Source organism: Snodgrassella sp. ESL0253 (genome assembly GCF_013344965.1).
Classification (GTDB): domain Bacteria; phylum Pseudomonadota; class Gammaproteobacteria; order Burkholderiales; family Neisseriaceae; genus Snodgrassella; species Snodgrassella alvi_B.
This window is the reverse complement of the sequence record NZ_JAAEDQ010000019.1, coordinates 1-8,455: the sequence shown is the minus strand read 5'-3', so window position 1 is coordinate 8,455 and position 8,455 is coordinate 1. Positions and strand designations below refer to the sequence as shown.

General features: G+C 39.3%; 8 protein-coding genes. 7 read left to right on the top strand and 1 reads right to left on the bottom strand.

Annotated features, from left to right (window positions below; genetic code table 11):
• Both GYX26_RS11005 and GYX26_RS11000 read left to right on the top strand, forming a co-directional pair.
• Positions 1 to 3,308: hemagglutinin repeat-containing protein (locus GYX26_RS11005; RefSeq protein ID WP_174829284.1), on the top strand; the 3,308-nt coding region annotated here is incomplete at its 5' end.
• A gap of 33 nt (positions 3,309 to 3,341) precedes the next feature.
• A complete protein-coding gene (locus GYX26_RS11000; protein ID WP_174829283.1) occupies positions 3,342 to 3,941 on the top strand; it encodes a hypothetical protein in 600 nt (199 codons plus the stop codon).
• Position 3,942: 1 nt separating this feature from the next.
• On the opposite strand, the gene GYX26_RS11485 is transcribed toward GYX26_RS11000, so the two are convergent.
• A complete protein-coding gene (locus tag GYX26_RS11485; protein ID WP_174829282.1) occupies positions 3,943 to 4,185 on the bottom strand; it encodes a hypothetical protein in 243 nt (80 codons plus the stop codon).
• Here GYX26_RS11485 and GYX26_RS10990 point away from each other — a divergent pair.
• The 5 genes from GYX26_RS10990 to GYX26_RS10970 all read left to right on the top strand — a co-directional run bounded on the left by GYX26_RS10990 (position 4,069) and on the right by GYX26_RS10970 (position 8,349).
• Positions 4,069 to 5,157 (top strand): VENN motif pre-toxin domain-containing protein, encoded by a 1,089-nt coding sequence (locus tag GYX26_RS10990; protein WP_174829285.1) that lies wholly within the window; start codon positions 4,069 to 4,071, stop codon positions 5,155 to 5,157. The two genes, GYX26_RS11485 and GYX26_RS10990, sit on opposite strands and share 117 nt — an antisense overlap.
• Before the next feature lie 38 nt (positions 5,158 to 5,195).
• Positions 5,196 to 5,834 (top strand): hypothetical protein, encoded by a 639-nt coding sequence (locus GYX26_RS10985; RefSeq protein ID WP_174829281.1) that lies wholly within the window; start codon positions 5,196 to 5,198, stop codon positions 5,832 to 5,834.
• A 65-nt stretch (positions 5,835 to 5,899) separates the two neighbouring features.
• A complete protein-coding gene (locus GYX26_RS10980) occupies positions 5,900 to 6,598 on the top strand; it encodes a hypothetical protein (RefSeq protein WP_174829280.1) in 699 nt (232 codons plus the stop codon).
• A gap of 12 nt (positions 6,599 to 6,610) precedes the next feature.
• Positions 6,611 to 7,225, top strand: a complete 615-nt coding sequence (locus tag GYX26_RS10975) for a hypothetical protein (protein WP_174829279.1) — start codon at positions 6,611 to 6,613, stop codon at positions 7,223 to 7,225.
• A 305-nt stretch (positions 7,226 to 7,530) separates the two neighbouring features.
• Positions 7,531 to 8,349, top strand: coding sequence for a VENN motif pre-toxin domain-containing protein (locus GYX26_RS10970; protein ID WP_174829278.1), 819 nt, complete (start codon positions 7,531 to 7,533; stop codon positions 8,347 to 8,349).
• Positions 8,350 to 8,455: the final 106 nt, after the last annotated feature.

Sequence of the window (8,455 nt, the reverse complement as noted above, 5' to 3'; positions counted from 1 at the left end):
ACATCACCGCAGTAGGGGACATCAACCTACTGGCCGGTGACCAACTGAACATCCGTCAGAGCGACATCGACAGTTACAACGGCAGCGTCAACCTGTATGGCAAAAACGGCGTCAACATCAGCGAAGGACGGCAACAAACTGAGCTGGATCATTCCACCTACGACAAATCCAGCGGCTTCCTGTCGAAAAAAACCACACTGGATCAGTATCAAGCCAACTATGACGAAGCCGTAGGCAGCAACATTACCGGTGCCAGAGTCAACATCAGCAGCGATAAAGACATCAACGTGCGCGGCAGCAACATCATCTCCGACAACGGCACCACCCTGCATGCCGGCCATGATGTCAACATCAGCGCAGCCGAAAACCACTACACCGACCGCCAGTACCACAAAGAAACCAAATCCGGCCTTATGGGTAGCGGCGGTATCGGCTTTAGCATCGGCAGCCAGAAAGAAAGCGACGACACCACTAACACATCCCATATCCATAGTGGCAGCAGCATTGGCAGCCTCAGCGGCAACACCAATATCATTGCCGGCAACCACTACAGCCAGAGCGGCAGCAGCGTGTCCTCACCCAAAGGAGACGTCAACGTCATCGCCAAACAAATCGACATCAGCGCCGTGCAAGACCACTACCAGCGCGACAATGTCCATACCTACGAAAAGAGCGGCCTCACCGTTGCCGTTAACGTACCTGTGATCAATGCTATTCAGGCAGCAGATACTGCCATCAAACGCGTAGGCAAAAGCAAAAACGACCGCGTCAATGCCATGGCTGCCTATAATGCCGGCATGGATAGCTACCAAGCCGGTCAGGCCATAGCCGATGCTGGTAAAAATCCCCAATCTGCTGCTCAAAACGTTAGCGTCAGCATCACCGTTGGCCAACAAAAGAGCCGCAGCGAAAGCCACAGCGTAGACAACGTTGCCTCAGCCAGCAATATCCATGCCGGCGGACAAGTTAACCTGCTGGCCACCGGTGCCGGCCAAGATTCCAACATCAACATCATCGGTTCCGACATTAGTGGTAACCAAGGCACCCACTTACAGGCAGATAACGAAATCAACCTGCTGGCTGCCGAGCAAAGTCACAGCGAACGCAGCAAAAACAAATCCAGTGGCTGGAATGCCGGCGTAGCCATCAGCTATGGTGCCGATGGTCTGGCTCTTGGCGTTACCGCCGGAGGTAATTACGGCAAAGGTCACGGCAACGGCGACGAGACCAGCTACCGCAACAGCCATATCGGCAGCCTCAGCGGCAACACCAGCCTGATTAGCGGTGGTGCCACCAACATTAAAGGCGCACAGGTAACCGGCAAAGGCGTCAGCATCGATGCAGCCGAACTAAACATCGAAAGCCTGCAAGACACCGCCAAATACGACAGCAAACAGGAAAATATCAGTGGACAAGTAACCGTAGGCTATGGAGCCTCTGGTTCAGTCAACTACAGCAAAAGCAAAATCAAAGCCGATTACGCCGGCGTCACCGAACAGAGCGGCATCATTGCCGGCGATAATGGCTACCAGATCAAAGTCAAAGGCAATACCGACCTCAAAGGCGCCATCATCACCTCAACCCAGGCTGCCGAAGCGGCGGGTAAAAACCAGCTTACCACCGGCAGCCTCACCAGCAGCGATATTCACAATCACAGCGACTATAAAGGCAGCAGTATCGGCATAGGAGCCAGTGGCAGCGTTAGTGGATCCTCACTGGGACAAAGTCAGCCGAGCAAAAACAATAGCATTAATCTGGCCAATCAGGGCGGTACTGGAGCCAGTAATACCGTAGGTTACGGTAGCGACAGCGGTCACGACAGCAGCACCACCCATAGCGGTATCAACACCAACAACATCATCATCACCGATGAAACCGCCCAGCAGCAGAAAACCGGCAAAAGCGCCGCAGAAACCATTGCCGGTATTTATACCGACACCACTAGCGACAACTATGCCGACAAAGCCGGCTACTTGAGCAATAACTTTGATAAAGACAAAGTACAGCAAGAACTGGATTTACAGCGCGAAGTAAGTCAGGAATTCAGCAAAAACATGCAGGCTACCTCAGCCTTCATTAACAGCAAAAAAGATAAACTGAAAGAAGAACTGAAAAAAGAAAATCTCAGCCCAGAGCAGCGCGCGCAGTATGAAAAAGAACTGGCGCAATGGAATACCGGTGGACTGATACTGAATGCCATCGGCGCAGGACTGGCCGCACCAACCAATAATATAGGTGGCATTATCGCCGCCACCGCTAGTCCGGTAATTTCGCATCAGATCGGTCAGTACTTCAAAGGTAAAGATGCGGAAGGCAGCACAGCTCATCTGGTAGCGCATGCCGTACTAGGTGCAGCAGTGGCCGCAGCGGGTGGAAACGATGCCCTAGCTGGGGCATTGGCCGCAGCGGGAGCGGAGGCAACGGCACCAATACTGTCGAAATGGCTGTATGGCAAAAATCCGGCGGATTTAACAGCAGCAGAGAAGTCGACGATATCAGCAATAGCGGGATTAGTCGGTTCGACAGCAGGGGCAGCAGTTGGTGGCAGTATGGCGGATGTAGCACAGGGTAATCAGGCTGGGCATACGGCGGTGGATAATAATCGGCTGATAGTTACCGGTGATAAAGCCGCTAAAAAACGTTATCTGGATTTATTAAATAAAGCGCAAAAGCAATATAAATATAAATTAGACGAAAAGAATCGAATCGTGCTTGATGGTTATCATTATGATGATAGTCAAAACCCACCTGTATTAGTGTCGGATAATCCAAATGGTGGAGTATTAAATCCTACAGATGTAGCGAATAAAACAATAATAGATGCAATTAATAAAAATGAAGATATCTATTTGAGATTGATTTCTGATCCTAAAATTATAAGTCAAGATCAAATTTTGATAGATGATTTTATCACCGGTAACATTGATGTCACAAAAGATCTTTTTCAAAACTCAGATCCAAATGCATTAATGCAAACAATTATTCATTATATTAAAGAAAGGGAGCAAACTAATAACTATGAGGAGATAAAATCAACAGTTAATGAAAACAATGCACATTCAACATTCACTCCAGGACATAATGCTGGTATATTGGCTGAACTAGATTATTTACAGGAATTGTATCCAAATCAAAATTTTATTTATCAATACTTAAACCCACACCCTATTTTAACAACATGGAAAGGAAAGAGTGTGTTAGTTAAAATATATAATTATGGTGGTGTACAACAGAAAATATATTTTGATTATAAAATAGATTCTAGAGGAAGGAAGATACCTACACGACCTATTGGAGTATCTTATTGATTATAATATTTATATTAATGAAAGGATTAGTAAATGAGATATTTCATATCAATATTAAGAAGGTTAATATCATTTTTTATGTTGTATTTATTTGTGTGCTTAGCCCAAGCAAATGAGCAAGATTCAGTCAATAATTCTATTGATAATCAAATAAATGTATGTAGCACTTCTAAAAATAATGCTAAAATAATACCATTATTGCCAGTTGATAATGATATTCAATATTTAAATGGTATTTACTATGGAGCTGTAAAAAAAAATAGAAATAATTATTTAATAAAATTGGATTTTGAAGATAACTTTTTAAATTATATTGAAATACAAGACAATACACTTCATTTGGGAATTAAAGATAATAGCAGAAAAATAGTTCTGCATATTCCTTGTCAGGATATCTATCATAATAAATCTTTATGCCAAAAAAATAAAATATTATTTAATAATCCTAGTCAGTTAAAAGATCTTAAAAAATTATGTTATTCAAATTTAAAGCATAGAAAAATTCCTAAAACATCATATTTGCCAGATATCGTAGTTGAGTACTTATACTTCAATGGTATTAATGCTAAATTTTTAAATGATTTATTTAAGTATCAAATAAAGATTACTAATGGGATTGTAGATACATTTTAATTTAATATGTGCTGCTTAAAAAGTTGCTGAAGACGGCAACCTGACTGCGGAAGAGAGCGCGCAGTACGAAAAAGAACTGGCGCAATGGAATACCGGCGGGCTGATCCTGAATGCCATAGGAGCAGGACTGGCCGCACCAACCAATAATATAGGTGGCATTATCGCCGCCACCGCGAGTCCTGTAATTTCGCATCAGATCGGTCAGTACTTCAAAGGTAAAGATGCGGAAGGCAGCACAGCTCATCTGGTAGCGCATGCCGTACTAGGCGCAGCGGGAGCGGAGGCAACGGCACCAATACTGTCGAAATGGCTGTATGGCAAAAATCCGGCGGATTTAACAGCAGCAGAGAAGTCGACGATATCAGCAATAGCGGGATTAGTCGGTTCGACAGCAGGGGCAGCAGTTGGTGGCAGTATGGCGGATGTAGCACAGGGTAATCAGGCTGGGCATACGGCGGTGGATAATAATCGGCTGATAGTTACCGGTGATAAAGCCGCTAAAAAACGTTATCTGGATTTATTAAATAAAGCGCAAAAGCAATATAAATATAAATTAGACGAAAAGAATAGAATCGTGATTGATGGTTATCATTATGATGATAGTCAAAACCCACCTGTATTAGTGTCGGATAATCCAAATGGTGGAGTATTAAATCCCACAGATGTAGCGAATAAAACAATAATAGATGCAATTAATAAAAATGAAGATATCTATTTGAGATTGATTTCTGATCCAGAATATATAAATAAAAACCATACGACAGTTGATGATTTTTCTACTGGCGATGTAAATGTAACAAAGGAATTTTTTGATAATTCAGATCCTGAGGCACTGTATTTGATTGTACTACATTTGACAAAAGAAAGGTTTGAAACAGAAAACTATGAGCAAGTTAAATCTGGAATATTTAATGACGATGGTTCTACAAAAAATCAATATAATAAAGAAAATATCTTCATGCCAGCTCATGATCTAGCGAGAGATGCAGAGTATCGATATCTGAAAGATCGTTACCCAAATAACATAATTCATCCCGACGTTGAAGTAGCCCCTTTTGTAACCAAATGGAAAGGAATGGATGTCATTCAGTTCACACATGATTATGGAGATAAAGTTGTAAAAACATACTATACTTATGAACAGGATAGTACAAAAAGATATGAATATCCCCGAAAGCCTATTGGCACTGTTATCGAGGATAAAAACAAAAAATGAAATTGAATTTAAAATAAATCCTTTAACTGGAGGGCGAAATGAAAAGAATTTATGTTCTTACAATGATATTGATATTTGCCGGTGCAAAAAATGTATTAGCGCATGACTTAGTTACTAATGATATGCTTTATAGCCTGCGCGCTTCAGCTAATATATGTCCGCAGATAAATGGTGACTTCCATTACATTACCGATCTAAGCGTATCTAATAAAGATTTAGATGGAATGTATTATGGCATAGTAAGAGACAATCATCGAAGTTATACAATCAAAATTAACTTTAAAGATAATTATTTTGATTATATAGATATTATCAATAATAATGTTATTACCATTTTTAAACCAGGCTATTATTCACCAGAGGAACTTTTAAGATTACTTAAGGCTTCATGTGCAGATTTGTACTCAGATAAGAAAGATTGTCATAAAGATAGTATATTTTCAGTAAAACAGGTGAATATTAAAGATATAAGTAATTTATGTACGACAAATCCGGTACCACCATCTATTCTAAAAACCAAATATATTGGACGGCTCTTTGGAAACTATATGTTGGCAAATGGATTTAATACTGATTTTATTAATAGAGTAATTATTTATGAAGAAAAAAAACAAGCTGGAAAACCATTTTGTAGAATAAAAGGGTTTGGATTTGATGATTGCGTGCCTGACGATTAAATAGACGGCATTATCGCCACCACCGCGAGTCCGGTATTATCGCATCAGATTATCTGGGCAAAAAAGTGAAGCTACAACCCAAGCTGGATAAAGATGGTAATCCCATTAAAACCAATGATGGGTATGAAGTGCTAGAGCTTGCTGTAGTAGGGAATATAAATCAGCTAACAGATAAAGAACGAAAAGTATATGATGCACTAAAAAATATAATTGATGACCCAAATAATATAGCTAAAGTCACTCTTGATAAGAGTGTACCTATGGTGAATACTGGTGATTACATAAATCAGATAATTGATTTAGAAGATGTATTTGAGTACGATAAAAATCCATACGGAACCAGTGGCATAGGAGCGATAATGCATGAATTAGTAGAACAATATGAAAAATCTAAACGAAACATACTAATTGGCTTTATTGATAAATGGGATAAAAACGCTGGCAGAATTGAAAATGATCCTAATTCTAGTTTTAGTCAAGACCATGCTATTGGTGTGAGAAAGCAAAACACAATTGACAATACAGATCGGACACAGGGTTCTATTTATAACAGAAATTCAGGAAAGCATTTTAATATGTTATATATAGATAAAGCCAATGATAAAATAATTGGTACTATTGAAGAACAAAAAGGCAATCAATTTACTCCAAAAGAAACAACAATACTACCTGATTCCAATGGATACTATAATATTAACGCTACTATTAATGGTCAGGCTGGAAAAATGCGCTTCAGACTAAAAAATGGGCAAATCTTACCTTAAAGAGTAAAAATAATGTTGATACAGTCAAAAGAAATTTTTTTATTAATTACATTATTGATAGTTTTAAACAAGTCAATATTTGCAAAACAAATTAGTGTAAAGGAACAACAGGATTTTTTCTGTCAACTTGAGAAATACGATCAATGCTTTTACACAGGAACATGCGACTATAAGGATTATGTGAATTATACGGATTATTTTATGAAAATTACTGGAGATATTAAACAGAATGCTAAATATTTATATGATAAACTTCCTCAAATATATGAATGGGCACATTATGAGAAATTGAATGAAGTTTTTCCACAATATCTAATTTTTAATGGTAGTGATGTACACAATTTAGCCCGTGCGTATATCGATTTAAAATATAAATGGTTATCATGGTTCAAAAATAATACGGGGATAAGTTATAAAAATGCTACGAATATATTTTTGAAAAATAATAAAGCATGCGGAACTAAAATGTTCAAAAAATATTTATCTTTACCCTTACCTGAAGATGCTGATGTAGAAACTTGTTTTTTTAATTATGAAATTGATGATCCATGGTGTAAACCTGATGACAAACCTTTAATAAAAAATTTGTTCTGTAAATCAGGAGAAAGATGTGAAATTAAATGGTAAAAACAAAGTGTGAGCTTAGTAAATAAATTTTATATTTTCTTATAAAGCATCCGAAGAAAATTATATAATAAAGAAATAGTATTGATGCTCCATAACAGTAAAAAAACGGTAAAAACGCCACCACTGCCAGTCCAGTATTATCGTATCAGATTGGGCAGTACTTCAAAGTTCTGGCTCATAAAAACCAGATAACCGGAGGTAAAGATGAATTAACCGCCGGTCAGGAAGCAGCACATATACTGGCACATGCCATATTAGGGGCTGCAGTAGCAGCAGCGGGAGGTAACGATGCATTAGCTGGTGGGTTGGCTGCAGCAGGAGCAGAGGCAACCACTCAAATACTGTCGAAATGGCTGTATGGCAAAAATCCGGCGGATTTAACAGCAGCAGAGAAGTCGACGATATCAGCAATAGCGGGATTAGTCGGTTCGACAGCAGGGGCAGCAGTTGGTGGCAGTATGGCGGATGTAGCACAGGGTAATCAGGCTGTGCATACGGCGGTGGATAATAATTATTTAACAGCTAAAGACTGGAAGAATTATAAAAATAAAATTTCAGCTTGTGGTGGAGATAACTCTAATAAATTAAGATGTTATAAGAAGGCAAAAGAAGAATTATATAATGAGAGTAAAAAGAAAAATGAAGCGTTGATGTCAGCATGTTCGGAAAATGGGAATATAGATACTTGTAGGACATTAATAACAGAGGCCGATGGAGCAAGAGATATTAGTAAAAAAGCCTTGGATTCTTTTGGGGTAACTAACCCAGCTAAACCATTACCAGCTTTTATCAACTATTATGATGTACCTTGGGCTAGCAATCCTAGTATCCATTTTTGGGTAGGTACGGTTGATTTATCTGCATTTGGATTAAGTGCTAGTGCGCAAATAGCAGTAAACAATGTAACGGGAGATATATTTTTAGGTTATGGTGGAGGAGGTACTACTGCACTTTCAAAGCCTTCTGCAGGTGCTTCGTTATCTTTTGGGAGAATTATGAATAACTTATCAAGTGAGGAAAAAGCTAAATTAGGTAATACTATTAATGACACTTTGAGAGGTACTTCTACAGGTGGTAATGTTTGTGGATATTTTGTTTGTGCTGGAGCTGTAAATACCCCATAGTTAGTACAAAACTGACGTAGAAAATCATGCTGCTTGTTTTAGTGTTTTATACTCAATCGGCGTCATATTATTTAGTGCTTCATGAGGTCTTTCGGTGTTATAAATG